Annotated in this window: 25 protein-coding genes; 19 read left to right on the top strand and 6 right to left on the bottom strand. The window is 63.9% G+C overall.

What is annotated here, in order from left to right:
• A partial coding sequence (locus I8N66_RS01675; protein ID WP_291148918.1) for an alpha/beta hydrolase occupies positions 1–365 on the bottom strand: 365 nt, incomplete at its 3' end.
• Between the two features lie 153 nt (positions 366–518).
• Here I8N66_RS01675 and I8N66_RS01670 point away from each other — a divergent pair.
• The 8 genes from I8N66_RS01670 (at position 519) to I8N66_RS01635 (ending at position 7,750) form a co-directional block, all read left to right on the top strand.
• Entirely contained in the window at positions 519–644 is a 126-nt protein-coding gene (locus I8N66_RS01670; RefSeq protein ID WP_291148916.1) for a hypothetical protein, read from the top strand.
• A 48-nt stretch (positions 645–692) separates the two neighbouring features.
• Complete coding sequence (locus tag I8N66_RS01665; protein ID WP_291148914.1) at positions 693–2,312, top strand: benzoate-CoA ligase family protein; 1,620 nt, start codon at positions 693–695, stop codon at positions 2,310–2,312.
• Positions 2,313–2,316: 4 nt separating this feature from the next.
• Positions 2,317–3,153, top strand: coding sequence for a tryptophan 2,3-dioxygenase (kynA, locus tag I8N66_RS01660; protein WP_113538473.1), 837 nt, complete (start codon positions 2,317–2,319; stop codon positions 3,151–3,153).
• 41 nt (positions 3,154–3,194) lie between these two features.
• Positions 3,195–4,334 (top strand): ABC transporter substrate-binding protein, encoded by a 1,140-nt coding sequence (locus I8N66_RS01655; protein WP_291148911.1) that lies wholly within the window; start codon positions 3,195–3,197, stop codon positions 4,332–4,334.
• Positions 4,335–4,425: 91 nt separating this feature from the next.
• Positions 4,426–5,346, top strand: a complete 921-nt coding sequence (locus I8N66_RS01650; RefSeq protein ID WP_113538471.1) for a branched-chain amino acid ABC transporter permease — start codon at positions 4,426–4,428, stop codon at positions 5,344–5,346.
• Positions 5,347–5,353: 7 nt separating this feature from the next.
• Entirely contained in the window at positions 5,354–6,325 is a 972-nt protein-coding gene (locus I8N66_RS01645; protein WP_291148908.1) for a branched-chain amino acid ABC transporter permease, read from the top strand.
• A complete protein-coding gene (locus I8N66_RS01640) occupies positions 6,318–7,067 on the top strand; it encodes an ABC transporter ATP-binding protein (RefSeq protein WP_291148906.1) in 750 nt (249 codons plus the stop codon). The genes I8N66_RS01645 and I8N66_RS01640 overlap by 8 nt, the downstream gene beginning before the upstream one ends.
• Complete coding sequence (locus tag I8N66_RS01635) at positions 7,064–7,750, top strand: ABC transporter ATP-binding protein (RefSeq protein WP_291148904.1); 687 nt, start codon at positions 7,064–7,066, stop codon at positions 7,748–7,750. Before I8N66_RS01640 ends, I8N66_RS01635 begins: the two co-directional genes overlap by 4 nt.
• Positions 7,751–7,758: 8 nt before the next feature.
• Here the strand turns inward: I8N66_RS01635 and I8N66_RS01630 are convergent, their stop codons facing one another.
• The 5 genes from I8N66_RS01630 to I8N66_RS01610 all read right to left on the bottom strand — a co-directional run bounded on the left by I8N66_RS01630 (position 7,759) and on the right by I8N66_RS01610 (position 12,894).
• Positions 7,759–8,727, bottom strand: coding sequence for a pyridoxal-phosphate dependent enzyme (locus I8N66_RS01630; protein WP_291148902.1), 969 nt, complete (start codon positions 8,725–8,727; stop codon positions 7,759–7,761).
• Between the two features lie 141 nt (positions 8,728–8,868).
• Positions 8,869–10,116, bottom strand: coding sequence for a kynureninase (gene kynU / locus I8N66_RS01625; protein ID WP_291148900.1), 1,248 nt, complete (start codon positions 10,114–10,116; stop codon positions 8,869–8,871).
• 15 nt (positions 10,117–10,131) lie between these two features.
• A complete protein-coding gene (locus I8N66_RS01620) occupies positions 10,132–11,055 on the bottom strand; it encodes an ABC transporter permease (protein WP_291148898.1) in 924 nt (307 codons plus the stop codon).
• A gap of 5 nt (positions 11,056–11,060) precedes the next feature.
• Positions 11,061–11,840: an ABC transporter ATP-binding protein gene (locus I8N66_RS01615; RefSeq protein ID WP_291148896.1), complete on the bottom strand. Its 780-nt coding sequence runs from the start codon at positions 11,838–11,840 to the stop codon at positions 11,061–11,063.
• 64 nt (positions 11,841–11,904) lie between these two features.
• Positions 11,905–12,894 carry an ABC transporter substrate-binding protein gene (locus I8N66_RS01610; RefSeq protein ID WP_291148894.1) on the bottom strand — a complete coding sequence of 330 codons (990 nt, stop codon included), beginning with the start codon at positions 12,892–12,894 and terminating at the stop codon, positions 11,905–11,907.
• Positions 12,895–13,055: 161 nt separating this feature from the next.
• Between I8N66_RS01610 and I8N66_RS01605 the strand changes: the two genes are divergently transcribed.
• From I8N66_RS01605 to pcaF, 11 genes are all read left to right on the top strand, one after another.
• Complete coding sequence (locus I8N66_RS01605) at positions 13,056–13,817, top strand: GntR family transcriptional regulator (RefSeq protein WP_291148892.1); 762 nt, start codon at positions 13,056–13,058, stop codon at positions 13,815–13,817.
• A 101-nt stretch (positions 13,818–13,918) separates the two neighbouring features.
• Positions 13,919–14,443: a MarR family transcriptional regulator gene (locus tag I8N66_RS01600; RefSeq protein ID WP_291148889.1), complete on the top strand. Its 525-nt coding sequence runs from the start codon at positions 13,919–13,921 to the stop codon at positions 14,441–14,443.
• A gap of 212 nt (positions 14,444–14,655) precedes the next feature.
• Positions 14,656–16,977, top strand: coding sequence for a bifunctional salicylyl-CoA 5-hydroxylase/oxidoreductase (locus tag I8N66_RS01595; RefSeq protein ID WP_291148887.1), 2,322 nt, complete (start codon positions 14,656–14,658; stop codon positions 16,975–16,977).
• On the top strand, positions 16,974–17,750 hold the full coding sequence (locus tag I8N66_RS01590; protein ID WP_291148884.1) for an SDR family NAD(P)-dependent oxidoreductase: 777 nt from the start codon (positions 16,974–16,976) through the stop codon (positions 17,748–17,750). Before I8N66_RS01595 ends, I8N66_RS01590 begins: the two co-directional genes overlap by 4 nt.
• A 2-nt stretch (positions 17,751–17,752) precedes the next feature.
• Positions 17,753–18,595 (top strand): enoyl-CoA hydratase family protein, encoded by an 843-nt coding sequence (locus I8N66_RS01585; protein WP_113538461.1) that lies wholly within the window; start codon positions 17,753–17,755, stop codon positions 18,593–18,595.
• Between the two features lie 2 nt (positions 18,596–18,597).
• Entirely contained in the window at positions 18,598–19,794 is a 1,197-nt protein-coding gene (locus tag I8N66_RS01580) for an acyl-CoA dehydrogenase family protein (RefSeq protein WP_291148879.1), read from the top strand.
• A 14-nt stretch (positions 19,795–19,808) separates the two neighbouring features.
• Positions 19,809–20,996 (top strand): acyl-CoA dehydrogenase, encoded by a 1,188-nt coding sequence (locus I8N66_RS01575; RefSeq protein WP_291148876.1) that lies wholly within the window; start codon positions 19,809–19,811, stop codon positions 20,994–20,996.
• 12 nt (positions 20,997–21,008) lie between these two features.
• Positions 21,009–21,437 carry a thioesterase family protein gene (locus I8N66_RS01570; RefSeq protein ID WP_291148874.1) on the top strand — a complete coding sequence of 143 codons (429 nt, stop codon included), beginning with the start codon at positions 21,009–21,011 and terminating at the stop codon, positions 21,435–21,437.
• Complete coding sequence (locus tag I8N66_RS01565; protein WP_043612409.1) at positions 21,415–21,810, top strand: RidA family protein; 396 nt, start codon at positions 21,415–21,417, stop codon at positions 21,808–21,810. Before I8N66_RS01570 ends, I8N66_RS01565 begins: the two co-directional genes overlap by 23 nt.
• Before the next feature lie 11 nt (positions 21,811–21,821).
• The gene (locus I8N66_RS01560; protein WP_291148870.1) at positions 21,822–23,792 is read left to right on the top strand and encodes a 3-hydroxyacyl-CoA dehydrogenase NAD-binding domain-containing protein; all 1,971 of its coding nucleotides are present in this window, start codon (positions 21,822–21,824) and stop codon (positions 23,790–23,792) included.
• 5 nt (positions 23,793–23,797) lie between these two features.
• Positions 23,798–25,000, top strand: coding sequence for a 3-oxoadipyl-CoA thiolase (pcaF, locus tag I8N66_RS01555; protein WP_291148869.1), 1,203 nt, complete (start codon positions 23,798–23,800; stop codon positions 24,998–25,000).
• The last annotated feature ends 204 nt before the right edge of the window (positions 25,001–25,204 follow it).

Below are 25,204 nucleotides of genomic sequence, written 5' to 3'. Positions count from 1 at the left end.
TCCTCGACGATCCCGCCGATCCGGATGTTCGGGCAGAGTGTGTAGGACGGCATGGCAACGGCATAGCCATTGGCGACGGCGCCCGCGGCAAGATGCGACCAGAAGCTCTTGTCGAGTTGCAGCCAGAAGCCGCCATGCACGAAGACGACGAGGCCTTCGGCCGGGCCATCGGGGAAGAAGAGGTCCATACGGTTCCTGGACCGCTCGCCATAGGCCACGTCGAGTTTCGCCAGCCCTGACGCGGAAAGCGCATTGCGGAATGCTTCCGATGGCCCAGTCCATGCCTCCGGCCAGCGATCGCCGCGCGCAATGTTCACGCCGTTGGCATAGGCGTCGTTCCAATCGGAAACACGGTGTTCCAGCATCGATGCAATCCTCCCTTGGATGTCTCCCCAAGCATAGAAATCGCCTGCCACACCAAGAAACGCAATGCATCATTCGAAAAAACTTTAGGCTTGAAATAATTTTGGACTGGTGCGATGCTGCCCCATGTTCAGCCGAGAAGTGGAGGTCTCGCTGTGCCTGTCTCGATCCTTGGAACCGTCGCCGCGACGGCACGCCGCATCGGCAGCGATGCGGCGATGGCCGCGACCTGCACGCACGCCAGGGTTTCGCATCACCGCAAGACTTTTATCCGGCTTTGAAAGATGCCTGGGCAACAGGCAGGAACTGAACAAGGGAACAGCCGCCACATGCTTGGACCGACTTCGCACGTCGATACGTTCACACGCGACCACCTGCCGCCACCGGAAGAATGGCCGGAATTCCTTCTCGAAGGCTTCGACTATCCGGACCATCTCAACGCCGCAGTCGAATTGACAGACGCCATGGTCGCCAAGGGTTTTGGCGACCACACCGCGCTGATCGGCAACGGACGCCGGCGAACCTACAAGGAACTGTCCGACTGGACGAACCGGCTCGCCCATGCGCTGGTCGAGAACTACGGCGTGAAGCCCGGGCACCGCGTGCTGATCCGCTCGGCGAACAATCCGGCCATGGTCGCCTGCTGGCTGGCCGCCACCAAGGCCGGCGCCGTCGTCGTCAACACCATGCCGATGCTCCGCGCCGGGGAACTCGCCAAGATCGTCGACAAGGCCGAAGTCAGCCTGGCGCTTTGCGACACGCGGCTGATGGAAGAGATGATCGCCTGTGCCAAGGACAGCCGCTTCCTGAAACAGGTCGTAAGCTTCGACGGGACCGCGAACCACGACGCCGAACTCGACCGCATCGCGCTCGACAAATCAGTGGTGTTCGAGGCGGTGCATACCGGTCGCGACGACGTGGCATTGCTCGGCTTCACTTCGGGCACGACGGGAATCCCGAAGGCAACCATGCACTTCCATCGCGATCTCCTGGCGATCGCCGACGGTTATGCCCGCGAAGTGCTCGGCGTCACGCCTGACGACATCTTCGTCGGCTCGCCGCCGCTCGCCTTCACCTTCGGCCTTGGCGGCCTTGCGATCTTCCCCTTGCGCTTCGGCGCGGCGGCAACGCTGCTCGAGCACGCGACACCCGCGAACATGGTGGAGATCATCGAGAAATACAGGGCGACGATCTCCTTTACCGCGCCGACCGCGTACCGGGCGATGATGAAGGCGATGGACAACGGCGCCGATCTTTCATCACTGCGCGTTGCGATCTCGGCCGGCGAGACCCTGCCCGGCCCGGTCTTCGAGGAATGGACCGCCAAGACCGGCAAGCCGATCCTCGACGGGATCGGCGCGACCGAGATGCTGCACATCTTCATTTCCAACCGTTTCGAGGACCGCAAGGCCGCCTCGACCGGAAAGCCGGTCGGCGGCTACGAGGCGCGGATCGTCAATGACGACATGCAGGAGGTGCCCCGCGGCACGATCGGCAGGCTTGCGGTGCGCGGCCCGACCGGCTGCCGCTACATGGCCGACAGCCGCCAGCGCGACTATGTCCGCGACGGCTGGAACCTGACCGGCGATGCCTTCTACCAGGACGAGGACGGCTTCTTCCATTTCGCCGCCCGCTCCGACGACATGATCATCACCGCCGGCTACAACATCGCCGGCCCCGAGGTCGAGGCGGCGCTGATCGCGCATCCGGAAGTCGCCGAATGCGCCGTCGTCGGTGCGCCCGATGCGGAGCGCGGCCAGATTGTCGAAGCCTATGTCGTTCTGATATCTGGCGTGTCGGCGGACGACGCAACGATCAAGCGCCTGCAGGATCATGTGAAGGCGACGATCGCACCGTACAAATATCCGCGATCGGTAAAGTTCCTGGACAACCTGCCGAAAACAGCCACGGGCAAGATCCAGCGGTTCCGATTGCGGTCGGAGAACTGAAAACATGAGCAAATCATACGACCCTTCAAAAGAAGGCGCCCAGATGTCGTTCAAGGGACGCATGTCCTATAGCGACTACCTGATGCTTGAAAAGGTGCTGGACGCGCAGGAGCCGCTTTCCAAAGCCCATGACGAGATGCTGTTCATCATCCAGCATCAGACGTCCGAGCTCTGGATGAAGCTCGCGCTGCACGAGATCAACGCGGCAGTCCGCTCGATCCGCGACGACCGGCTGGAACCCGCATTCAAGATGCTGACGCGCGTCGCCCGCATTTTCGAGCAGCTGAACAGCGCCTGGGACGTGCTGCGCACGATGACCCCCAGCGAATACACCACGTTCCGCGAATCGCTCGGCCAATCCTCCGGCTTCCAGTCGTGGCAGTACCGGGCGATCGAGTTCCTCGCCGGCAACCGCAATGTCGCGATGCTCGGGCCGCATGCGCACCGCCCCGACATCATGGAAAAGCTGGAAGCGATCCTTGCCGCGCCGTCGCTCTACGACGAGGCGATCCGGCTTCTTTCGCGCAACGGCTTCGATGTCGGCGCCGAAGCAGACAAGACCGATTGGCGCGAGACGCGCACCGAAAGCGACAAGGTCTTTGCTGCCTGGCAGACCGTCTACCGCGATCCGGAGCGCTACTGGATGCTCTATGAGCTCGCCGAGAAGCTGGTCGATTTCGAGGACTATTTCCGCCGCTGGCGCTTCAACCACGTTACGACGGTCGAGCGCATCATCGGCATGAAACGCGGAACCGGGGGAACATCCGGCGCGTCCTATCTGAAAAAGATGCTCGAAGTGGAACTTTTCCCGGAGCTCTGGCACGTGCGCACGGGTCTCTGATAGAACACAACCCAAAAGGGAACCAACACGAGGAGAACAGCATGAACCGCATTCTGGCCGCGAGCCTACTTGGACTTTCGCTTGCGACATCGAGCCTTGCCCATGCCGAACCGGTGAAGATCGGCGTCATCACCACGCTTTCAGGCGGCGGCGCCGGCCTGGGCATCGATATGCGCGACGCGTTCACGCTGGCGATCAAGCAGTCGGGCAACAAGGACGTGGAACTGGTGATCGAGGACGATGCCCAGAAGCCGGAACTTGCGGTACAGATCGCCGAGAAGATGATCCAGGGCGACAAGGTCGACCTGATGACGGGCATCATCTGGTCGAACCTCGCAATGGCCGTCGTGCCGAACACGGTCGCGCAGGATGTGATCTATCTCTCGCCGAACGCGGGTCCGTCAGCGCTTGCCGGTGCGAACTGCAATCCGAACTATTTCAACGTCGCCTACCAGAACGACAATTTCCATGAGGCGATGGGGCAATACGCCAACAAGGACTACAAGAACGCCTTCATCCTGGCGCCCAACTATCCGGCCGGCAAGGACGCGCTGACCGGCTTCAAGCGCTACTACAAGGGTGCGCTTGCCGGCGAGATCTACACGCAGGTCGGCCAGACGGACTATGCCGCCGAGATCGCCCAGATCCGCGCCTCGGGCGCCGACAGCGTCTACTTCTTCCTGCCCGGCGGCATGGGCATCGCCTTCATGAAGCAATATGCCCAGTCGGGCGTGAACATCCCGGTCATGGGCCCCGGCTTCTCCTTCAGCCAGGATGTTCTGCCGGCGATCGGCGATGCAGCGCTTGGCGTCAAGAACTCGGCGACCTGGTCGAAGGACCTCGACAACGAGGCCAACAAGAAGTTCGTCGAAGCCTTCAAGGCCGAGTACAAGCGCCTGCCTTCGATCTACGCGGCACAGAGCTGGGATACGGCCAACCTGATCCTCGCCGCGCTTTCCAAGGCAAGCGTCAAGGACAAGGACGCCTTCCGCGCAGCACTCAAGGCGGCCGACTTCCAGTCGGTGCGCGGCAAGTTCGTCTTCAACAACAACAACCACCCGATCCAGAACATCTACGTTCGCGAGGTGGTGAAGGAAGCCGACGGCGTGCTCACCAACAAGATCATCGCCACCGCCTTCGAAGACCACAAGGACGCCTACGCCGACAAGTGCAGCATGTAGTGCTTGACACCCGTCACCCGGATGCCCGGCTCCGATGCCGGCATCCGGTCGATGATCCATGTCCTCCTGACATCAAGCTTGGACCGGTCTCTTGTTCACCGCACTTCTGATCGAACAACTGCTCAACGGGCTCCAGCTCGGTGTTATGCTGTTTCTGATGGCCGCCGGCCTGACGCTGATCTTCGGCGTCATGGGCCTCATCAACCTGGCGCACGGCTCGCTCTACATGATCGGCGCGTTCGCCTGCGCGACGGTCGCAACCGCCACCGGCTCCTTCTGGATCGGGCTGATCGCGAGCCTTGCGGCCGCCGCCGGCGTCGGCGCGATCATCGAGGTCGCCGTCATCCGCAGGCTCTATGATCGCGATCATCTCGATCAGGTGCTCGCCACCTTCGCGCTGATCCTGATCCTGTCTGAAGGTGCGCGCTGGCTGTTCGGCTCGTTCCCGCTCTATCTCGACATTCCGCCCATGCTGCAGGGCGCGGTGCCGCTTCCGGGCGGCGGCCAGTACCAGCTCTACCGCTTGGCGATCATCGGCGTTGGTATCGCCGTCGCCATCGGCCTCTATCTCCTGATCTCGCGCACCCGGCTCGGCATGCGCATCCGGGCGGGCGAGTCCGATCGCGAGATGATCGGGGCTCTCGGCGTCGACATCGGCACGCTCTATACGGTCGTCTTCGCACTCGGTGCGGCGCTTGCCGGACTTGCCGGCGCACTGGTGGGCGCGTTGCAATCGGTGCAGGTCGGCATGGGCGAACCGGTGCTCATCCTCGCCTTCGTCGTCATCGTCATAGGCGGTATCGGTTCGATCAAAGGAGCGCTGGTCGGCGCCATCATCGTTGGCGTCGTCGACACGATGGGCCGTTTCCTGCTTCCCTCCCTGCTGGCACTCACCATGCCCGCCTCACAGGCAACCACGATCGGTGCTGCTCTCGCCTCGATGCTGATCTATGTCGTCATGGCCCTCATCCTCGCCTTCAGGCCGAGCGGCTTGTTTGCAGCGCAGTCGTGAGGCCAAGATGACCCGCGAAACCACCATCAACCTGCTGCTTGCCCTTCTGCTTCTCGGCACGCCGATCCTCGCCGTAAGTTTGGGCGAACCCTTCTACGTGACGCTCGCAACCCGCATCGCGGTGCTGGCCCTTGCCGCCGTCGGCCTCAATCTGGCGCTCGGGCTCGGTGGGCTGCTCTCCTTCGGCCACGCAGCTTTCTTCGGCCTCGGTGGCTACGTCGCCGGCATACTTGCGACCCACGCTTTCAATGCAGAGCCGCTCTTTGCCGGCATCTCGGCGACGACATCGATGCCGATCATCTGGATTACGGCGATCGCGGTCGCCGGTCTCATCGCGTTGCCCATCGGCGCGATCAGCTTGCGCACGTCGGGCGTCTATTTCATCATGATCACCCTCGCCTTCGCGCAGATGATCTACTATTTCGCGATCTCCTGGCCGGCCTATGGCGGCGAGGACGGCCTGTCGCTGTCGATGCGCAACACCTTTCCCGGCGTCAACACCGCCAAGCCCCTGCCCTATTTCCTGATCTGCTACGCGGCCCTGATGGCGGCGCTGCTTCTGTTTCGCGTGGTCGAGGGTTCACGCTTCGGCAGCGCCCTGCAGGCGGCGAGACAGAACGGCACACGCCTTGCCGCAGTCGGCATCGCACCTTTCAACATCCGGCTCGTCGCCTTTGCCGTCTCGGCGATGATCACCGGCTTTGCCGGCGCGCTCTATGCCGACCTCAACCGCTTTGTCGGCCCCTCGATGCTCTCCTGGCACATGTCGGGCGAACTGATCGTGCTGATCATCCTCGGCGGCAAGGGCCGGCTGTTCGGACCTGTCGCCGGCGCAATGATCTTCGTCTTCTTCGAATATGTGCTCGGCGGCATCACCGAGCGCTGGCAGTTCTTCCTCGGCCTCATCCTGCTCGGCATCGTGCTCTTTGCCCGCGGCGGGCTGCTGGGGCTCCTCTCCGGAAAGCCGCGCCATGTCTGAGCCCGTTCTCGAAATCCGCGACCTCAGAAAATCCTTCGGCGCGCTGAAAGCGACCGACGGCGTCAGCCTTGAGCTTCGCCCCGGCCAGATCCATGCGCTGATCGGCCCGAACGGCGCCGGCAAAAGCACGCTGATCCACCAGATCGCCGGCTCGCTCAAGGCCGACAGCGGCACCATCCGCTTTCTCGGCCAGGATATCGGCGGGCTCGACATGGCCGCCCGCGCAAGGCTCGGCCTTGCCCGCAGCTTCCAGATCTCGTCGCTGGCGCAGGAATTCTCGGCCCTTCGCAACGTCATGCTGGCAGTGCAGGCGCGACAGGGCAGCAGCTTCCACTTCTTCCGCCAGGTCAACAGCGACAAGAACCTGATCGAACCGGCGATGGCGATGCTGGAGCGTGTCGATCTTGCCGCGCGTGCCCATGTGCCGGCCGCAGAACTCTCGCACGGCGAACGCCGGCAACTTGAAATCGCCATCGCGCTGGCGTTGTCGCCGAAGGCCTTTCTGTTCGACGAGCCGATGGCCGGCATGGGACCGGAGGGTTCAAAACGGCTGACTTCGTTCCTCGACGGCCTGCGTTACGAAGCGCCGATGCTCCTGGTGGAGCACGACATGGACGCGGTCTTTGCGCTGGCGGACCGCATCTCGGTGCTGGTCTACGGCCGCATTATCGCGTCAGGCACAGTCGATGAAATCCGCAGCGATCCGGATGTGCGCCGGGCCTATCTGGGAGAAGCCGCGTGAGCCTGCTCGAACTCAAAGGTCTCGAAACCTTCTACGGCGCTTCCCAGGCGCTCTTCGGCGTCAACCTCGATGTACGCGAGGGGGAGGTCGTCGCGCTCATGGGCCGCAACGGCATGGGCAAGACGACGACGATCAATTCGATCCTCGGCCTCGTGCGGCCGCGCTCAGGCGCCATCTCCTTCGCCGGCAAGGCGATCTCCGGCCTGCGGCCGCACCGGATTGCAAGGCTCGGCCTCGGTCTCGTGCCTGAAGGGCGGCGCTGCTTTCCCAATCTGACCGTCATGGAGAACCTCGTTGCCACCGCCCGCGGCAACGAATGGACCTTCGAGAAAGTGACCACACTCTTCCCCCGCCTCGGCGAACGACGTGATCAGTATGCCAACACGCTTTCGGGCGGCGAGCAGCAGATGCTGGCGATCGGCCGGGCCTTGATGACCAATCCCAGCCTGCTCATTCTCGATGAGGCAACGGAAGGGCTGGCGCCGGTCATTCGCCAGGACATTTGGTCGGCGATCCGCACGCTGAAGGCAGCGGGGCAATCGATCCTCGTCGTCGACAAGACGCTTTCGGAACTGCTGCCCGTTGCCGACCGCTGCTTCGTCCTGGAAAAGGGCGCGACCGTCTTTGAGGGCGCTCCAGCCACGCTGACGCCAGAACTTCAGGACCGCTATCTCGGCGTTTGATCTGTCGCTCAAGCCGAGGGAATGCCGCCACCGAGCACGGTGGAATAGGCCGCGGCATCGATGTTGCCGCCCGAGATAACGCAGACGATGTTTCCCTTGAGATCCGGCCGGGCGATTGCGGCAGCGAGCGAGGCAGCCCCGGCTCCCTCAGCGACGACCTTTGCCTTCTTGAAGAGCAGCCGCATCGCGTCGCACACCTCTCCCGGGCTGACGGCAATCGCCCCGTCGATCAGCTCCCGCGCCACCGGCCAAAGCTGCGGCACCAGCGACGGCGCGCCGATGCTCTTGATAAAGGACGGGCGGGTTTCGATCGTTACGATTTGGCCAGCGGCAAGGGCCGCCGAAACCGGGGCTGCGCTGTCATCTTCGACCGCAAAGACACGGCAGCGGTCGGAAGCGGCCTTAAGAGCGCTGGCCACCCCGGTGGTCATGCTGCCGCCGCCATAAGGATTAAGCACGACATCGACGTCAGGCAGATCCTCGATGATCTCCATGCCGATGGAGCCGTTGCCGGCCAGCACCGCCTGATCGATCACCGGATTGATCAACAGCTCCGGCGCATCCGGATGATCGACGTCCGTGATGTAGTCCCACCAAGTCTCGGCACTGACGAAACGTACTTCGCCGCCGAGCGCGCGCACACCGTCGATCTTGGTCTGGGGTGCGCCGCGATACATGTAGGCAACCATGGGCACCCCGACGAGGCGTGCCGCCCAGGCCATGCCGTAGGCCATATTGCCGGAACTGGTGACTGCGACGCCCTTTGCGAGCTCGGCGGGATTACGCGACAGCATGGCGTTCAAGGCGGGGCGAAGCTTGAAGGCGCCAATTGGAGAAAGCGTCTCCAGCTTCAGGAAGATCTGGCGATCCGGAAACCCAAGATCGAGCCTGACCAACGGCGTGCGCGCGAAATGCGGCGCGATGCGTTTACGAGCATCGGCGATTTCGTCCGGGGTCGGGCGGTGTGGCGCGGTCATTGCTTAAATCCCCCGTTAGCCGTCCTCTCGCCACAGGGCACAATGGCTCTGAACAAGCCCGCTGCGGGACGGCGACCTCGGCATGCGTCTGGAGAGGAAGCAGCGGACGAAAGGCCGCCCGCTGCACTTTGGTGCCATCAATCAGGTCACGGCCGCACGGACCGCGAAGCGCGCATCCTGCCATGCACCGGTCTTGAGGATGTCTTCCAGGATTTCGACCGCCTGCCAGACGTCGGCATAGCTGACATAGAGCGGCGTAAAGCCGAAACGCATCGTCGTCGGTGCACGGAAATCGCCGATGACGCCGCGGGCAATGAGCGCCTGCATGATTTCGTAGGCGTTCGGGTGCTTGAACGACACCTGGCTTCCACGCTTCGTCCCATCGCGTGGGCTTTCGAGTTCCAGCCCAAATGCACCGCATTTCGCCTCGACCAGCGCGATGAAGAGATCCGTGAGGCCGATGCTCTTTTCGCGCAGCGCCTTCATGTCGACCTCGTCCCAGACGTCGAGCGCGCCCTTCAGCGCCCGCAGCGACAGGATCGGCTGCGTTCCACAGAGGAAACGTCGAATACCCTCGCCGGCTGCATAGTGCTTCTCGAAGGCGAAGGGACGAGCGTGGCCCCACCAGCCGGTGAGCGGCTGGCGGATATCGCCGTGGTGGCGGGTGGCAGCATAGATGAAGGCGGGGGCGCCGGGGCCACCGTTCAGGTACTTGTAGGTGCAGCCGACGGCGAAATCGACATTTGCGCCATCGAGATCAACCGGCAGTGCGCCGGCCGTATGGCAGAGATCCCAGATGACCAGCGCTCCGTGTTCGTGCGCCTTGCGGGTCAGCGCCGCCATGTCGCGCAGCTCGCCGGACTTGTAGTTGACGTGGTTGACCAGAACCACGGCGACGCTGCCATCGATCAGGTCCTCGATCTCGGGCGCATCGACCCCTTCGAGCCGAAGCGAGGCGCCGGGACGCGTCGAGACCACGCCTTCGGCCATGTAGAGGTCGGTCGGGAAACTGCCGCCTTCGCTGACAATCACCGACCGATCGGGCCGCAAGGCCATCGCCGCATGGAGGGCCTTGTAGATGTTGATCGACGTCGTGTCGCAGACGACGGTCTGGCCGGCGGCCGCCCCGATCAACCGCCCGACCCGGTCGCCGAGGGTCAGCGGCATCTCGAACCAGCCGGCCGTATTCCAGCTGCGGATGAGGTCCTGCCCCCATTCCTCGGTCGCGGCCTTGCGAAGCTCGTCGAAGGCGGCGGTCGAGGCGACGCCGAGCGAGTTGCCGTCGAGATAGATGAGACCCGGCGGCAGGATGAAACGCTCACGCATGGAGCTCAGCACATCGGCCGCATCCATGGCCTTTATCGCGGCAAGACCAGGAACTGCATTCATGAAGTTGGTCCTCATTTATTCGCGAACGGTTTCGCGGGCGGGCGCGGGGCCGCGGCTTCGCTTGAGGCTCGGAAGAGCCAGCATGGCCAGAACGAACAGGCCGGTCGCAAGTTTCAGGTCCGGCGGCGGCATGCCGGCGGCCAAGCAGAAGGAGACGAGCTGGTAGTAGACGATCGCACCAACGAACGGCGCGGCGAGCTGACGCGCCACGCTCTGCTTGCCGACGATCGCCTCGCCGATCATCAGCGCCGCAAGGCCGTTGATCAGGATGCCGAGGCCCATGTTGACGTCGGCAAAGCCCTGCGACTGCACCATCAAAGCACCGCCGGCGGCCGAAAACGCGCCCGCAAGCCCGACGCCGCCAATCGTCGCCATCCAGACATTGATGCCTTGGGCTTCGGCCATATCGGGATTGGCGCCGACGGCGCGAACGGCCGTGCCCTTCTCCGTTCGGAAGAAGTGATAGAGCAGGAAGAAGACGATGAGCGCGATCAGCCCGGCGACGACGATCTTGCTTGCCGGGAAGCCCGGCTGCAGCCCCGGCGCCCAGTCGAACACCGTCGGCGCACCGAAAACGGAGAGGTTCGAGCGGCCCATGATCCTGAGGTTGATCGAATAGAGCATCGTCATCATCAGGATACCGGCAAGCAGCGTGTGGATCCGGAACCGCAGATGGATGAAGGCCGTACAGCAGCCGGCAACGAAGCCAGCGAGAAGCGCGATGGCAATCGCCGCAAGCGGCGACATACCGGCCGCCATCAGCACGCCGCAGACGCAGCCGCCGAGCGGGAACGCGCCTTCGCTGGTCAGGTCCGGAAAGCTCAGCATGCGGAACGGGATCATGATCCCGAGCACGACGAAGGCGAGGATCAGGCTCTGCGCGAGCGTGACGGGAACGAGCGAGATGAAGCTCGCGACGGTGTTTTGAAGAATATCCATGATCGTCAGCTCGCCAGGAACATGCGGTCGGTTTTGACGGAGAAGTGGCCGATCAGATCCGGCACGGTCGTCTGCGCCTTTTCCTTGCCGTCGATTTCGAGGCGGACGCGCCCGGCATCGAGCATGATGACCTTGTGACCGAAGTCGACGGCATGCTGCATGTTGTGCGTCACCATCAGCGTTGTCAGCTTCAGGGCTTCGACCGCACGGATTGTCGCCTGCATGACGATATCGGCTGTACGCGGATCAAGTGCTGCGGTGTGTTCGTCGAGCAGCAGCAGTTCCGGCTCACCGCCGACCGCCATGATCAGGGACAGCGATTGCCGCTGGCCGCCGGAAAGCAGCTCCACGCGCGTGTCGAGGCGGTTCTCGAGGCCTAGCCCCAGGAGCGACAGGCGTTCCCTGTAGGTGGCGAGCCGCGTCGCATTCAGCCCGCGCCGCAGCGTGCGTTTGTTGCTGCGCAGTTCGGCAAGCAACATATTTTCCGCCACCGTCATGCTGGCGGCGGTGCCGCGCATCGGGTCTTGGAAGACGCGAGCAAGCCGCATCGCGCGCTTGTGCACGGGCGTCGCCGTCACGTCGTCGCCATTGATGACGATCTGGCCACTATCGAGCACCAATGCACCAGAGATGGCGTTGAGCATGCTGCTCTTGCCGGCGCCATTCGAGCCGATGACGACGCCGAATTCGCCCGTAGCAAGGCCGAGATTGAGGCCGTCGAGCGCGACCTTTTCGTCCGCCTGCCCCTTGTAGAAGACTTTGCGGGCCGATCTGATTTCCAGCATTGGCTCCCCCTAACCATGGAGTGACGGCGCCCTTGGCGCCGCCACTGTTGAGACCAACTGGAAATCAGTCGACGACGCAGTTGCACTCGCTGGCGAGTGCTGCCGGCACTTCGATGCCGAAGGCGGCCGCAGCCTTCTTCGAGATCAGCGGTGCGTGATCTTCATAGGCCGGGCGCGACGGCGCGATGGTCTTCGGGTCTGCACCCTTCAGGATCTGCGCGGCGATCTTGCCGGCATTGACGCCGACCTGCTCGTAGTTGACGGCAAAGCTTGCCGGCACGACGCCGTCACGCACGGCACCGTCGTCGGAGTTGACGATCGGGATCTGTGCTTGGCGCGCGGCTGCCGAAACGGCGCCGATCGCCGGCTGCAGCAGGTTGGATGCCGGCGTATAAATCACGTCGGCCTTGCCGGCGAAGGAGGCGATGCGCTGCTGGATGTCGTTGACGTTGTCGACGCCGACCTCCACGACCTCGAAGCCTGCAGCAGGGGCTGCTTCCTTGATCTTGTCGAGCAGTGCCTGGTCGTTCGCCTCACCCGGATTATAGGGCACGCCGAAACGCTTGGCGTTCGGCAGCAGCTTGTGCGTGAAGGCCATGACGGCGGTCACGTCCTGAAGGTCGGTCGCACCGGTCATGCCGTCGTCGCCCGCCTCCCAGGACGGAACGAGCTTGGCGGCCACCGGATCGGTGACGGCGGAGAAAACCACCGGAATGCCGGAGCCGGCGAGCGCCTTCTTGGCGATCTGCGAGACGGGCGTGGTGATCGTGTAGACCAGCTTCGGCTGTTCGGCCTGCAGCTTGGCGATCATCTGCGGAACCAGCGAGGCATCGAAATTGGTGTGGCTCTCGGTGTAGACGACATCCTTGCCTTCGACGAAGCCGTTTTCGGCCAGCGCCTTCTTGAAGCCGGCGATCGACGCATTCAATTGCGGATGTTCGCCGAAATTGGCAATGCCGATGCGGATCGGATCGGCGGCAGCCACGCCCAGTCCCCATGCCATTGCGCCGGCGACGACCAATCCCGAAAGCCAAGTGCTCTTAAGCATGCTCATACATCCCTCCCAGAATTTGACGAGCGTTACCGCCCTCCTCGGCGGCGTGCGGGGATGATGGCGAGGGTCGGAGTTCTTGTCAAACAAATATATATATTTTCATCTTCAGCGCGGAACTATATATATTTGTATCGATCCGACGCGGGCGTTAAGGGAACTTGATGCAAGACCACGAACAGTCGACCAAAACCGAATCGGCCTACCGGCTGCTCCGTCGCGACATCCTTGCGACGCGGCTCCAACCTGGTGCGCCGATGAAGCTGAGCGCGCTGCGTGAAAGTTATGGCATCGGCTGGACGCCGCTCCGCGAGGCGCTGTCGCGGCTGGAGGCAGAGGGGCTGGTCACGGCGATCAGTAACCGCGGCTTTGCGGTCGCGCCGGTTTCACGCGACGCGCTCGACGATCTCACCAAGGCGCGACAGGTCGTCGAAATTCCGCTGCTGATCGAGTCGATCGAAAATGGCGACAGCGCCTGGGAGTCCGCCGTCGTCACCGCCCACTATCGTTTGTCCCGCTGCAAGATCGCCGTCGAAAACGTCACCGAAAGCGAGATCGACGAGTGGGACGAGAAACACGCCGCCTTTCACACAGCCCTGATCGGCGCTGCAAGATCGAGCTGGCTTTCCCGCTTCCAGGCGACGATCTCCGACCAGCTCCGCCGCCACCATCGTTTCCTCAGTCTCGCGCCCACGTTGCGTGCTGCCGCCGGGATGAGCGAGGGCTACGAGGAAGCAGTCGCGGCCCTTGAGGACGCAATGGCGATCGAGCACCATACGGAACTGATGGAGGCCGCACTCGACCGCGATGTCGAGCGCGCCCGCAAGCTGATGACCGACCACATCGGCTTTACCGTCAATGTCTACGACCAGTCCGAAGATGGCGGCCGTACCGCACCGCCGTTGCCGCGGCATGCGGCCAAATGACGACGCGTGACAGCCTGTCCAAGAGCCGGAAACCTCTCTAAAAGCAAAGAGACAAGGAAGTGCCTGCCTTCTTGGCGCAGGATAGGAAGCGGACGTTTGCAATGATGGGTGAAGACAAGTTCGATACTTCGCCGGATTGGGTGGATGGCGAGACCAAGGCGCTCGAAGCGCCGGGCGATCACCGCGCCGAGCTCAGGCTATGGCTGCGCCTGCTGACCTGCTCGACCCTGGTCGAGAGCGAGATCCGCCGCCGACTGCGGGAAGAATACGATTCGACCCTGCCGCGCTTCGACCTGATGGCTCAGCTCGAGCGCGCTCCTGACGGCATGGTGCTTGGCGAAGTCTCGAAGCGCATGATGGTTTCGCCAGGCAACATCACGGTTCTGGTGGAACGCCTGACCGAAAGCGGCCACATCAGCCGCACGACGCTTCCGACGGATCGGCGCGTGCAGGTCATCGCGCTAACGCCCTTTGGCCGCGCCGAATTCGAGAAGATGGCGGCAACGCATGCCGACTGGATCTCCGACCTCTTTGCCGGCGTTTCGCCGCAGGACGGTGGCGTGCTGATGGATGAACTGGCCAAACTCAAGCGCTCGATCATCGCCGCACTGGCGCGCAATTCCTGAAGCCCACCCCTTCCCCCTTTTGCCAGGATCTGAAACGGCGCGACGGCCGCGCGCCGTCCTCTGACCGCGCATACACACGTCGCATCCGGTCAAAACAATTTTAAGCTTGAAATTTCTCTGGAACGAGTCCACCTTGTTTCCAGCAGTCCGGGATGACGGCCAACGGCATCTCGACGGCGACACGCGCAGCCGGAGCTCGGGAGGAGAACCATATGCGGATCGTCTGTATCGGTGGCGGGCCCGCGGGCCTCTATTTTGCGCTGCTGATGAAGCGCCAGCACCCGGAGCACCACGTTACCGTGGTCGAGCGGAACCGCGCCTTCGACACTTTCGGCTGGGGCGTCGTCTTCTCCGACGCGACCATGCAATCGATGCGCCAGTGGGATCCGGAGACTGCCGAGGCGATCGAGGTTTCCTTCAACCATTGGGACGATATCGAGCTGGTCTTCAAGGGCCGCAAGATCAGGACGACCGGCCACGGCTTCGTCGGCATCGGCCGCAAGAAGATGCTCAACATCCTCCAGGAGCGCTGCCTAGAGCTCGGCGTCGAACTGCTGTTCGAGCAGGACGTCGAGAGCGACGAGCAGTTCGGCGACGCCGATCTGATCATCGCCTCCGACGGCGTCAACTCAAGGATCCGCAACAAATACGCCGACGTCTTCAAGCCGGACATGGTGATCCGGCCGAACCGCTATGTCTGGCTCGGCACGGACAAGAAGTTCGACGCCTTCACCTTCGATTTCCAGCGCACCGAACATGGCTGGTTCCAGGCGCATATCTACCGCTTCGACGAGAACACCTCGACCTTCATCGTCGAAACGACCGACGACGTCTTCAAGGCCCATGGCCTCGACCAGATGGACCAGGACCAGTCGATCGCGTTCTGCGAGAAGCTGTTCGCCGGGACACTTGACGGCCACAAGCTGATGACCAATGCGCGGCACTTGCGCGGTTCCGCCTGGCTGAACTTCGGCCGGCTGATCTGCGAGAAGTGGAGCCATTTCAATGGCCGCAGCCATGTCGTGCTGATGGGCGACAGCGCCCACACGGCCCATTTCGCCATCGGCTCAGGCACCAAGCTTGCGATCGACGACGCGATCGAACTGACCCGCCAGTTCGACATTCTCGGCCACGACAAGGCGAACATTCCCGCGGTGCTCTCGGCTTATGAGGAGGTGCGCCGCGTCGACGTCGCCCGCATCCAGAACGCGGCCCGCAACGCCATGGAATGGTTCGAAGTGGTCGGCACGCGCTATGCCGACACCCTGGAGCCCGAGCAGTTCATGTATTCGATGCTGACCCGCTCCCAGCGCATCAGCCACGAGAACCTTCGCCTGCGCGACAAGGACTGGCTCGAAGGTTTCGAACGCTGGTTTGCCGAACGCGCTGGTGTCGAGCCGGCGGCGAACGGGGCGGTTCCGCCGCCGATGTTCACGCCGTTCAAGCTTCGCGGCCTGACACTGAAGAACCGCATCGTGGTTTCGCCGATGGCGATGTATTCGGCGACCGACGGCGTGCCGAACGATTTTCATCTCGTCCATCTCGGCGCGCGCGCCATGGGCGGCGCGGCCCTCGTCTTCCCGGAAATGACCTGCGTGTCGGCCGACGCCCGTATTACGCCCGGATGCCTGGGGCTCTGGAACGACGAGCAGGCCCAGGCCTTCAAGCGCATCGTCGACTTCGTGCACCAGCAGACGCCCGCCAAGATCGGCATCCAGCTCGGCCATGCCGGGCGCAAGGGTGCGACGAGGGTCGCCTGGGAGGGGATCGACCAGCCCTTGGCTGAAGGCGGCTGGCCGCTCATCTCCGCATCCGCCCTGCCCTACCTCAAGCATTCGGATACACCGCGTGAAATGACGCGGCAGGATATGGACCGGGTCATCGCCGATTTCGTGCACGCCACCGAACGGGCCCGCGACCTCGGCTTCGATATTCTCGAACTGCACGTGGCGCACGGCTACCTGCTGTCGAGCTTCCTGTCGCCGCTCACCAATCTGCGCACCGACGACTATGGCGGCGATCACGCCGCCCGCGCCCGCTTCCCGCTCGAAGTGTTCAACGCCGTCCGTAAGGTCTGGCCCGAGGACAGACCGATGTCGGTGCGCCTGTCGACCCATGACTGGCACGAGGGCGGCAACACGCCCGAGGACGCGGCAATTTTCGCCCGCCTGTTCAAGGAAGCCGGCGCCGACATGATCGACTGCTCCTCCGGCCAGGTGGTGAAGGAGGAAAAGCCGGTTTATGGCCGGCTGTTCCAGACGCCGTTTTCCGACAAGATCCGCAACGAGATCCAGGTTCCGACCATTGCCGTCGGGGCGATTTCCGAGGCCGACCACGCCAATTCGATCATTGCCGCCGGTCGCGCCGATCTCTGCGCGATTGCCCGTCCGCATCTGGCCGACCCGTCCTTCGTCATGCATGAGGCGGCGAAGATCGGCTACGAGGAGCAGCCCTGGCCGAAACAGTACCATTCGGCACGGGCACAGTACGTGAACAACCTGGCGCGCGCCGCAACGACGGCGGGCAAGCCATGACCAAGAGACACGCCCTCATCACCGGTGCGGGAAGCGGTATCGGCAAGGCGATCGCGCTGGCGCTTGCCGCCGACGGCCATCTCGTCAGCCTCGCCGGCCGGCGCGCAGCACCGCTTGAAGCCGTGCAGAGCGAAATCTTTGCTTCCGGCGGAGAGGCGCTTGTCCGTAACGGCTTCGATGTGACCGACCCCGAGGCGGTCGAGCGTGGTATTTCGGCCGCGATCGCGGAAGCCGGAGACATCGCCGTTCTCGTCAATTGCGCGGGGGAAGCACCCTCGGCACCGTTCGAAAAGACCGACTTCGCGCTATGGCAGCGGGTGCTTTCCATCAACCTCACCGGCGTCTATCTGGTGACGCAGGCAGCGCTTGCTTCCTTGCGGCGGGCCGGCAACGGCCGGATCGTCAACGTCGCGAGCACCGCGGGCCTCACCGGGTATGCCTATGTGTCGGCCTATTGCGCATCGAAGCACGGCGTCGTCGGCCTGACGCGCGCACTGGCGCTTGAGCTTGCCCGCAGCGACGTCACTGTGAACGCCGTCTGCCCCGGCTTCACCGACACGCCGTTGATCGACGGCGCGCTCGACACGATCAGCGAAAAGACCGGCCGCTCGCGCGAGGAAGCCCGCGCCAGCCTTGCCCGTTCCAACCCACAGGGGCGCCTGGTGACGCCGGACGAAGTCGCCCACACGGTCTCCTGGCTGGTGTCGGAAAAGGCGACCGCAATCACCGGCCAGGCGATCGCTGTCGCCGGCGGCGAAGTTCTCGGAGGATAGAGATGACAAACCCGATGCAGGCCAAGAAGCGCGCCTTCAAGGACCACAAGGCCAGGCACTTCCTGTTCGAAACGGATGCCGACGGGCGCGTCGCCACGATCACCCTCAACCGTCCGGAAAAAAAGAACCCGCTGACCTTCGAAAGCTACGAGGAGCTCTGCGATCTTTTCCGCTCGCTTGCCCGCGCCAGCGACGTGCGCGCCGTGGTGCTGGCCGGCGCCGGTGACAACTTTTCTTCCGGCGGCGACGTCTTCGAGATCATCGAGCCGCTGACGCGCATGCCGATGCCCGATCTTCTGGATTTCACCCGCATGACCGGCGAACTGGTGCGTCAGATCCGCGCCTGCCCGCAGCCGGTGATAGCAGCGGTCGACGGCATCTGCGCCGGCGCTGGCGCCATTCTGGCCATGGCCTCGGACTTCCGTGTGGCAACTCCGGAGGCGAAGACAGCCTTTCTCTTTACCCGCGTCGGGCTGGCCGGCGCCGACATGGGCGCGTGCGGCATTCTTCCCCGCATCATCGGCCAAGGCCGCGCTGCCGAGCTGCTCTTCACCGGCCGCGTCATGACCGCAACGGAAGGCAATGCCTGGGGCTTCTACAATGCCCTGCACGAGCGTCCGTCGCTGCTTACCGAAGCCCAGAAATTCGCACGCAATATCGCCGACGGTCCCTGGTTTGCCCATGCGATGACCAAGAAGATGCTCGACCAGGAATGGGCGATGGGCATCGACCAATTGATCGAATCGGAAGCGCAGGCGCAGGCGATCTGCATGGCGACCGGCGACTTCCGCCGCGCCTTCGAGGCCTTTGCCGCCAAGGCGAAGCCGGAATTCAAGGGGAACTGAGCATGGGCTCCCCTGATACCGCCATAGGCGCACCGACCCGCGACCATCTCGACTGGCCGTTCTACGATGACAGCCACCGTGCGCTCGCTACGCAGCTCGATGCCTTCGTGGCCCGTGGCCGCCTCGGGGAAGTCGATCACACCGATGTCGATGCGGCCTGCAGGAAGCTGGTCGCAGCGCTCGGCGCTGCAGGCGTGCTTCGCCACTGCGTGCCAAAGACGTTCGGCGGCGTCAGCGAGGAGATCGACAGCCGGTCGCTGTGCCTCATCCGGGAAACGCTCGCCTACACGGACGGCCTTGCCGACTTCGCCTTTGCCATGCAGGGGCTCGGGACCGGCGCAATCAGCCTGTCCGGCTCCGAGGCGCTGAAGCAGGCCGTCCTGCCTAAGGTCGCCCGTGGCGATTGGATCGCTGCCTTTGCACTGTCTGAGCCTGAGGCCGGCTCGGATGTCGCGGCGATGGCGTGCGGCGCGCGGCGCGACGGCGATCACTTCGTGATCGACGGCGAAAAGACCTGGATTTCGAACGGCGGTATCGCCGACGTCTATACCGTCTTTGCGCGCACTGGCGAAGCACCCGGCACGCGCGGCATTTCGGCCTTCGTGGTCTTTGCCGATACGCCGGGCTTCACGATCGCCGAGCGCATCGAGACGATCGCGCCGCATCCGCTTGCCCGGCTCCGTTTTGACAATTGCCGCATCCCAGCCTCGCAACTTTTGGGCGCGCCTGGCGAAGGCTTCAAGATCGCCATGCGCACACTCGATATTTTCCGCCCTTCGGTGGCTGCCGCCGCGATCGGCTTCGCCCGCCGCGCGCTCGACGAAGCGGTGTCTCACGCGAAGAACCGCAAGATGTTCGGTGCGACCCTTGGCGATCTGCCGACCGCGCAAAGCACGCTCGGCGAGATGGCGACCGCTATTGACGCAGCAGCACTCCTAACCTGCCGCACCGCCTGGCAGCGCGACGTGCAGAAACGACCAACCACGCGGGAAGCAGCCATGGCGAAGATGACGGCGACAGAGAACGCGCAATGGGTGATCGACCAGGCGCTGCAGCTCTTTGGCGGCCGCGGCGTGCGCGTCGGCGAGATCACCGAGCGGCTTTATCGCGAGATCCGCGCGCTCAGGATCTACGAGGGCGCGACCGAGGTTCAAAAGCTGATCATCGGCCGCGAGCTGATGAAGAGCACGGGACGATAAGAGGGATGTCGAACATGCATGGTTCGAAAGCGTCATTCGACTGGCAGGATCCGTTCAACCTGGATGCGCAGTTGACCGAAGAAGAACGCATGGTACGGCACACGGCCCAAGGCTACGCCGAAGACCGGCTGGCCCCGCGCGTCCAGGAGGCCTTCCGCCACGAGAAGACCGACCCGTCGATCTTCGCCGAAATGGGTGAGCTTGGCCTGCTGGGTCCGATGGTGTCGGAGGAATACGGTGGCGCCGGCCTCAACTACGTTTCTTACGGCCTGATCGCCCGCGAGGTCGAGCGCATCGACAGCGGCTACCGCTCGATGATGAGCGTGCAGTCTTCGCTCGTCATCGTGCCGATCTATACCTTCGGCAGCGAAGCGCAGAAGCGCAAATACCTGCCGGGACTGATCGCCGGCAGCAAGATCGGCTGCTTCGGCCTGACCGAGCCCGACCACGGATCCGACCCGGGTTCGATGATCACGAAGGCCGCCAAGGTCGATGGCGGCTATCTGCTGTCGGGTTCCAAGACCTGGATCTCCAATGCGCCGATCGCCGATATCTTCGTCGTCTGGGCGAAGACGTCGGATGGTCTGATCCGCGGCTTCATCCTCGAAAAGGGATGGAAGGGCCTGAGCGCACCGGCGATCCACGGCAAGGTGGGACTTCGCGCCTCGATCACCGGCCAGATCGTCATGGACGAGGTCTTCGTGCCGGACGAAAACATGCTGCCTGAGGTGACCGGCCTCAAGGGCCCCTTCACCTGCCTCAACTCCGCGCGCTTCGGCATCGCCTGGGGCGCGCTCGGTGCAGCGGAATCCTGCTACGAGACGGCGCGGCAATACGTGATCGACCGCAAGCAGTTCGGCCGGCCGCTCGCCGCCAACCAGCTGATCCAGAAGAAGCTCGCGGACATGGTAACCGAGATCGCCCTTGGCCTGCAGGGCTGCCTGCGCCTCGGACGCATGAAGGATGAAGGCAATCCGCCGGTCGAGCTGACCTCGATCCTCAAGCGCAATTCCTGTGGCAAGGCACTGGAGATCGCCCGAACGGCGCGCGACATGCTCGGCGGCAACGGCATTTCCGACGAATTTCCGGTCGCCCGTCATCTCGTCAACCTCGAAGTGGTCAACACCTATGAGGGCACGCACGACATCCATGCGCTGATCCTTGGCCGTGCCATTACCGGCATCGCCGCCTTTGCCAACTGAGGTCCGGCATCGATGTTCAGGACCAAAAGACCGCTGCGCTTTGGAGACTGCGACCCCTCGGGGATCGCCTATTTCCCGTCCTACCTCAACATTCTCGTCGGGGTGACGGAGGACTTCTTTGCGTCTCTCGGTTTTCCCTGGAAGGCCATGAACGACGAGCGTCGGATCGGCGTGCCGACGGTACGGCTCGATCTCACTTTCTCTCGTCCGGGCTTTCAGGGCGACGAACTGGATTTCGCGCTGGCGGTGCGCGGCATTGGCCGATCGTCGCTCGACATGGAGCACACGGTCTCCGCGAGAGGCACCGTGCTCTGGACCGCGAAACAGCGGGTCGTTGCCACCTCGCTCGACACTCACGCTTCTTTTGCCTGGCCGGACGATATCCGCGCCGCGCTGACACAACATCTGGAGACCACCGATGCACACCATCCTGCAACCTGAAGGCTGGGCAAAGCCCATCGGCTATTCCAACGGCGTTTCGGCCAAGGGCCGCACCGTCTTCGTCGGGGGCCAGATCGGCTGGAATGCGCAGTCCGAGTTCGAAACCGACGATTTCGTCGAGCAGGTGCGCCAGACCCTGAAGAACGTCGTTGCCGTGCTTGCAGCCGGCGGCGCCGAACCGCAGCACATCACCACCATGACCTGGTACTTCACCGACAAGCAGGAATATGTCGGCAATCTGCGCGGAATCGGCCAGGCCTATCGCGAGACCATCGGCCGGCATTTCCCGGCGATGGCGGCGATGCAGGTGGTGTCGCTCGTCGAGGACCGCGCCAAGATCGAGATCCAGGCCACCGCCGTCGTCCCCGATTGAGGTTTGGCAGCATGGCCGAGATCCGATTTTCCGAGAGCGTGTCCGCCCGACTTCAGGATGGCGTTCTCGTCGCTACCATCGACAACCCGCCCGTCAACGCGCTCTCCGCGCATGTCCGGTCCGGCCTGACGGCGGCGCTCGATCATGTTGCCGAGCACCCGGCGATTGCGGGTCTCGTCATCACCGGTGCCGGCAACACCTTCATCGGCGGCGCGGATATCAGGGAGTTCGGCAAGCCGCCGATCGAACCGATCCTTCCCGAGGTGATCGAGCGCATCGAGACCTTCGGCAAGCCTGTCATCGCCGCCGCCAACGGCGCCGCCCTTGGCGGTGGCTGCGAGGTAGCGCTTGCTTGCCACGGCCGCATCGCCGGCGAGAAGGCATCGTTCGGCCTGCCCGAAGTCAAGCTCGGCCTGGTTCCGGGTGCCGGCGGCACGCAGCGTCTACCGCGCCTGATCGGCATGATCTCAGCGATCGATCTCATCGGAACCGGACGTGCCGTCAAGGCCGCCGAAGCCGTGACGCTTGGACTTGTCGACAGCCTTGCCGCCGATCCCGTCGCTGCTGCGCTGGCTTTCGTTCAAGAGCACGCTGGCAAGCCGCTCCGTCGGACCGGCATGACCGCAGTTCCGCCAGGGGGCGCCGAAGCCGTCGGCGCGGCGGAAGCGAAGGTTCTGGCGAAGGCCCGCGGCCAGGCGGCCCCCGCCGAGGCAATCCGTCTCGTCAAGGTAGCCGGCGAATTCGACCTCAAACAGGGACTGGCTGAGGAACGCGCGACCTTCTTGAGGCTTCGCGATTCCATGGAGTCCGCTGCCCTCAGGCATGTGTTCTTTGCCGAGCGCGCCGCCGGCAAGGTCAAGGGGCTCGATAAAGTTTCGCCTCGGCCGGTCGTCACCGTCGGCGTGGTCGGCACCGGGTTGATGGGGTCCGGCATCGCCGTCTCCGCCTTGACCTCCGGCTACCGCGTGGTCGCCTTGGAGCAGACGGAGGAAGCCGCAGCCGGTGGACGGGCGCGCATCACCGAGACGCTGGAGAAGACCGTGCGGGCCGGACGGCTGACCGCTAATGGGCGCGAAGAATGCCTGGCGCGGCTTCAGACGACGGCTGACGCCGCGGAGCTGGCGAAGGCTGAACTCGTCATCGAAGCGGTGTTCGACGACCTCACGGTCAAGACGGAGCTGTTTCAGAAGCTCGACGGCATTGTCGCCCCCGGCGCCATCCTCGCGACCAATACCAGTTATCTCGATCCCGATGCGATCGCGGCGGCTACCGGCGATCCCTCGCGCGTCGTGGGCCTGCATTTCTTTTCGCCCGCCAACGTGATGCGGCTCGTCGAAGTCGTGGATTGTGCCGAGACGGCGCCTGACGTGTTGGCAACGGCACTTACCTTCGTCAAACGCCTCGGCAAGCTGCCGGTCGTAACCGGCGTCACCGAAGGCTTCATCGGCAACCGCATCTTCTCAGCCTATCGCCGCGAAGCGGAGTTCATGCTGGAGGATGGAGCACTCCCGCACGAGATCGACGCCGCGCTCGAGGCCTATGGTTTTCCGATGGGAATCTTCGCCGTCAACGACATGGCCGGGCTCGATATCGCCTGGGCACGGCGCAAGCGACAGGCCGCGACCCGCGATCCTGCCGCACGCTATGTCGAAATTGCCGACAGGCTCTGCGAGGCCGGCCGTCTCGGCCGCAAGAGTGGCCGCGGCTGGTACGCCTATCCCGAGGGAGAGCGGACCGTCGACCCTGATGTCACGGCGGTGATCGAGGCGGCGCGCGCAGCCAAGGGCATCACGCCGCGCGCCTTCGCGGCAGGAGAGATCGTGCGCCGCCTGCTGAGCGCCATGGACGATGAAGGCAGGGCACTCCTGGCAGAAGGCATCGCGGCACGCCCCGGCGACATCGATCTGGTGATGATCAACGGCTACGGATTTCCCGCGCACAAGGGCGGGCCAATGTTCGCCGCCGGGCAAAGCAAAGGATAGATCTCATGGCTGAAGCCTACATTGTCGGCGGCGTGCGCACGCCCATCGGCCGCTACGGCGGCGCGCTGTCGAGCGCCCGTCCGGACGATCTGGCGGCCCATGTGATCCGCGCGGCGCTGGCGCGTGTCGCGTCCGTTCCGGCCGAGGCGATCAACGAGGTCGTGCTTGGCTGTGCCAACCAGGCGGGCGAGGACAATCGCAACGTCGCCCGCATGGCGGCATTGCTCGCTGGATTGCCGGAGGCCGTTGCCGGAACGACGATCAACCGCCTCTGTGGTTCCGGTCTGGACGCGGTCGGCTATGCCGCCCGGGCGATCCGGCTGGGCGAAGCCGAGATCATGGTCGCCGGTGGCGTCGAAAGCATGTCGCGCGCACCCTTCGTCATGCCGAAGGCGGAAGGCCCGTTCCAGCGCAGCACCGAGATCCACGACACAACGATCGGCTGGCGCTTCGTCAACCCGGTCATGAAACAACAATACGGCATCGACTCGATGCCGGAGACCGCCGAAAACGTCGCCGCCGAATTTTCCATCTCCCGCGAGGACCAGGACGGCTTTGCGCTGCGCAGCCAGGCGCGCGCAGCGGCAGCGCAAAAGGGCGGGCGTTTCGCCCGCGAGATCGCCCCCTATGCGATCAAGGGACGCAAGGGTGAAACGAGCCTCGTCGAACACGACGAACATCCGCGCGAGACGACGATCGAAAAGCTTGCGAGCCTACCGACGCCGTTCCGCGCCAATGGCACGGTGACCGCCGGCAATGCTTCCGGCGTCAACGATGGCGCCGCCGCACTCGTTCTCGCTTCGGCTGGTGCAGTCGAGCGTTACGGGCTTCAGCCCCTGGCCCGTGTCGACGGCATGGCAACGGTGGGTGTCGCGCCGCGCATCATGGGCATCGGCCCCGTCTTTTCCACGCGAAAGCTGCTGGAACGTTTTGGCCTTGGCATCGGCGACATCGATGTCGTCGAACTCAACGAAGCCTTCGCCGCACAGGCGCTCGCCTGCATGCGGCAGCTCGGCCTTGCCGACGATGCGCCTCATGTCAATCCGAACGGCGGCGCCATCGCGCTTGGTCATCCGCTCGGCATGTCCGGTGCACGCCTTGCGTTGACCGCCGCATTGGAGCTCGAAGCGCAGGGCGCGAGGCGTGCGATCGCCACCATGTGCATCGGCGTCGGACAGGGCATCTCCATGCTGCTGTCGCGGCCGTGACGCCGACCTCCCGAGAGCCTCCATTTCCAACGTCCGCCGGAGATGATCTTCGATGAGATCGAACGCCTGACAGCATCGGGCGGCGGATCCGATGGGTGTGCCCCTGACAAATCGCGTCTTGATATTGTCGGCGGAAGCGCCCAACTGATCCGCATCGCGCGCCTTTCGACTTTCTCCAGCGGCGCGTCCTCATTCGAAGCGATA

Source organism: Ensifer sp. SSB1, from assembly GCF_016652895.1.
GTDB lineage: Bacteria > Pseudomonadota > Alphaproteobacteria > Rhizobiales > Rhizobiaceae > Ensifer.
Note: the sequence above shows the minus strand (reverse complement) of the source record. Positions and strands in the feature narration are given on the sequence as shown.

What these genes read in the sequence shown, in the direction of transcription:
- I8N66_RS01665 (WP_291148914.1), top strand. Translation starts at nt 693, where the DNA reads ATGCTTGGACCGACTTCGCACGTCGATACGTTCACACGCGACCACCTG.
- kynA (WP_113538473.1), top strand. Translation starts at nt 2,317, where the DNA reads ATGAGCAAATCATACGACCCTTCAAAAGAAGGCGCCCAGATGTCGTTC.
- I8N66_RS01655 (WP_291148911.1), top strand. Translation starts at nt 3,195, where the DNA reads ATGAACCGCATTCTGGCCGCGAGCCTACTTGGACTTTCGCTTGCGACA.
- I8N66_RS01645 (WP_291148908.1), top strand. Translation starts at nt 5,354, where the DNA reads ATGACCCGCGAAACCACCATCAACCTGCTGCTTGCCCTTCTGCTTCTC.
- I8N66_RS01640 (WP_291148906.1), top strand. Translation starts at nt 6,318, where the DNA reads ATGTCTGAGCCCGTTCTCGAAATCCGCGACCTCAGAAAATCCTTCGGC.
- I8N66_RS01630 (WP_291148902.1), bottom strand. Translation starts at nt 8,727, where the DNA reads ATGACCGCGCCACACCGCCCGACCCCGGACGAAATCGCCGATGCTCGT.
- kynU (WP_291148900.1), bottom strand. Translation starts at nt 10,116, where the DNA reads ATGAATGCAGTTCCTGGTCTTGCCGCGATAAAGGCCATGGATGCGGCC.
- I8N66_RS01620 (WP_291148898.1), bottom strand. Translation starts at nt 11,055, where the DNA reads ATGGATATTCTTCAAAACACCGTCGCGAGCTTCATCTCGCTCGTTCCC.
- I8N66_RS01615 (WP_291148896.1), bottom strand. Translation starts at nt 11,840, where the DNA reads ATGCTGGAAATCAGATCGGCCCGCAAAGTCTTCTACAAGGGGCAGGCG.
- I8N66_RS01610 (WP_291148894.1), bottom strand. Translation starts at nt 12,894, where the DNA reads ATGAGCATGCTTAAGAGCACTTGGCTTTCGGGATTGGTCGTCGCCGGC.
- I8N66_RS01605 (WP_291148892.1), top strand. Translation starts at nt 13,056, where the DNA reads ATGCAAGACCACGAACAGTCGACCAAAACCGAATCGGCCTACCGGCTG.
- I8N66_RS01600 (WP_291148889.1), top strand. Translation starts at nt 13,919, where the DNA reads ATGATGGGTGAAGACAAGTTCGATACTTCGCCGGATTGGGTGGATGGC.
- I8N66_RS01595 (WP_291148887.1), top strand. Translation starts at nt 14,656, where the DNA reads ATGCGGATCGTCTGTATCGGTGGCGGGCCCGCGGGCCTCTATTTTGCG.
- I8N66_RS01590 (WP_291148884.1), top strand. Translation starts at nt 16,974, where the DNA reads ATGACCAAGAGACACGCCCTCATCACCGGTGCGGGAAGCGGTATCGGC.
- I8N66_RS01585 (WP_113538461.1), top strand. Translation starts at nt 17,753, where the DNA reads ATGACAAACCCGATGCAGGCCAAGAAGCGCGCCTTCAAGGACCACAAG.
- I8N66_RS01580 (WP_291148879.1), top strand. Translation starts at nt 18,598, where the DNA reads ATGGGCTCCCCTGATACCGCCATAGGCGCACCGACCCGCGACCATCTC.
- I8N66_RS01575 (WP_291148876.1), top strand. Translation starts at nt 19,809, where the DNA reads ATGCATGGTTCGAAAGCGTCATTCGACTGGCAGGATCCGTTCAACCTG.
- I8N66_RS01570 (WP_291148874.1), top strand. Translation starts at nt 21,009, where the DNA reads ATGTTCAGGACCAAAAGACCGCTGCGCTTTGGAGACTGCGACCCCTCG.
- I8N66_RS01565 (WP_043612409.1), top strand. Translation starts at nt 21,415, where the DNA reads ATGCACACCATCCTGCAACCTGAAGGCTGGGCAAAGCCCATCGGCTAT.
- I8N66_RS01560 (WP_291148870.1), top strand. Translation starts at nt 21,822, where the DNA reads ATGGCCGAGATCCGATTTTCCGAGAGCGTGTCCGCCCGACTTCAGGAT.
- pcaF (WP_291148869.1), top strand. Translation starts at nt 23,798, where the DNA reads ATGGCTGAAGCCTACATTGTCGGCGGCGTGCGCACGCCCATCGGCCGC.